1 protein-coding gene and 2 pseudogenes are annotated in these 1,639 nt (G+C 65.2%); 2 read left to right on the top strand and 1 reads right to left on the bottom strand.

Features of this window, described 5'->3' with window-relative positions; translation table 11 throughout:
* Positions 1-196 (bottom strand): annotated as a pseudogene (locus EN984_RS39155) (TetR/AcrR family transcriptional regulator); the annotation flags it as partial.
* A gap of 111 nt (positions 197-307) precedes the next feature.
* Between EN984_RS39155 and EN984_RS33790 the strand changes: the two are divergent.
* Together EN984_RS33790 and EN984_RS39160 are read left to right on the top strand one after the other, a co-directional pair.
* Positions 308-1,504: a Tm-1-like ATP-binding domain-containing protein gene (locus EN984_RS33790; RefSeq protein WP_127268331.1), complete on the top strand. Its 1,197-nt coding sequence runs from the start codon at positions 308-310 to the stop codon at positions 1,502-1,504.
* Positions 1,505-1,517: 13 nt separating this feature from the next.
* Positions 1,518-1,639, top strand: a pseudogene (locus EN984_RS39160) (phosphoenolpyruvate hydrolase family protein); the annotation flags it as partial.

Raw genomic sequence — 1,639 nt, forward strand, 5'->3', positions numbered from 1 at the left:
GATAGGCGGTGGCCCGGAAACCCTCGGCCGCCTCGGCGCCCTCGCTGACCGAGGGCGTGACGCCCGCCTGCATCAGCCTCGTTGCCGTCTCCAGCATCAGCCGTTTGGTCCGCGCGCGCGGCCCACGTTCGGGCACCGGGCCGGTTGCCCGTTCAGCGTCGTCGCTCGCAGTGGATTGTTGACGTGAGACATTCATACCAATACGATACGCGCGTCTCAAAAATTTGCAATGGTGTCCGCATCGTCGAGTGGCCCGGGCAATGAGCAATGGGGGCGGCATCGCGCCTGCCAGGATCGGGGGAGCGCAATGAAGCGTATCTATGTGGCGGGTACCGCGGACACGAAGGGCGAGGAGCTCGCCTTCCTGGCCGATGCGATCACTGCTGCGGGCGCCCTCGTTTGTCGTGTCGATGTCGGAACGCGCGACGCAACCATCCCCGTCGATATCGGCGCGAGGGAAATCGCCGACCATCATCCCGGCGGCCGTGACGCCGTGCTCGGCGGCAATGACCGTGGCGCCGCGGTCGCCGCGATGGGCATCGCCTTCGCCCGCTTCGTCCAGTCGCGCGCCGACATTTCCGGCATCATCGGCATTGGCGGCGGCGGCGGCACCTCGATCATCACGTCGGGCATGCGCGCCCTGCCGCTCGGCCTGCCCAAGATCATGGTCTCGACGCTCGCCTCCGGCGATACCGCACCCTATGTCGATGTCTCCGACATCATCATGATGCCTGCGGTGACCGACATGGCCGGACTGAACCGGATCTCCCGTGTCGTGCTGCACAATGCCGCCCAGGCGATCGTAGGCATGGCAACCAAGCCGGCGCCGCCACCCGACGGCAAACCATCGATCGGCCTCACCATGTTCGGCGTCACAACGCCTTGCGTGACCGCCATCGCCGACCAGCTCCGTTCCAGATATGACTGCATGGTCTTCCACGCCACCGGCACCGGCGGCCGCAGCATGGAAAAGCTGGCCGACAGCGGCTTGCTGTCCGGTATCGTCGACATCACCACGACCGAAGTCTGCGATCTGCTGTTCGGCGGCGTGCTGCCGGCGACGGAGGATCGTTTCGGCGCCATAGTTCGCACGGGGCTGCCCTATGTCGGCTCCGTCGGCGCGCTCGACATGGTGAACTTCTGGGCGCCTTCGACCATTCCGGAGCCCTATCGCGATCGGCTGTTCTACGAACACAATCCCAATGTCACGCTGATGCGCACCACGGCGGACGAATGCCGCGCGATCGGCGAGTGGATCGGCACCAGACTCGCCCGCTGCGGAGGGCCGGTGCATTTTCTCATCCCGGAAAAAGGCGTCTCGGCGCTCGACATCGAAGGCGGCGCCTTCTTCAACCCGGAAGCCGACGCCGTTCTGTTCGATGCCATCGAGCGCACCATCGAACCCAACAGCAAGCGCCGCGTGACGCGCCTGCCGCTGCATATCAACGACCCGGAATTCGCAAAGGCTGCAACATCAGCCTTCCTCGACATCGCCAGACAGTGAGAGATCCAGAAAGATGCCCGCCATACCGCGCAAGGATATACTGAAGAAATTCAGGGGAATGATCGCCAAGAGCGTGCCGATCGTCGGCGGCGGCGCCGGCACCGGCCTGTCGGCGAAAGCCGAGGAGGCTGGCGG

It is taken from the genome of Mesorhizobium sp. M7A.F.Ca.CA.004.12.1.1 (assembly GCF_003997835.1).
Taxonomy (GTDB): domain Bacteria; phylum Pseudomonadota; class Alphaproteobacteria; order Rhizobiales; family Rhizobiaceae; genus Mesorhizobium.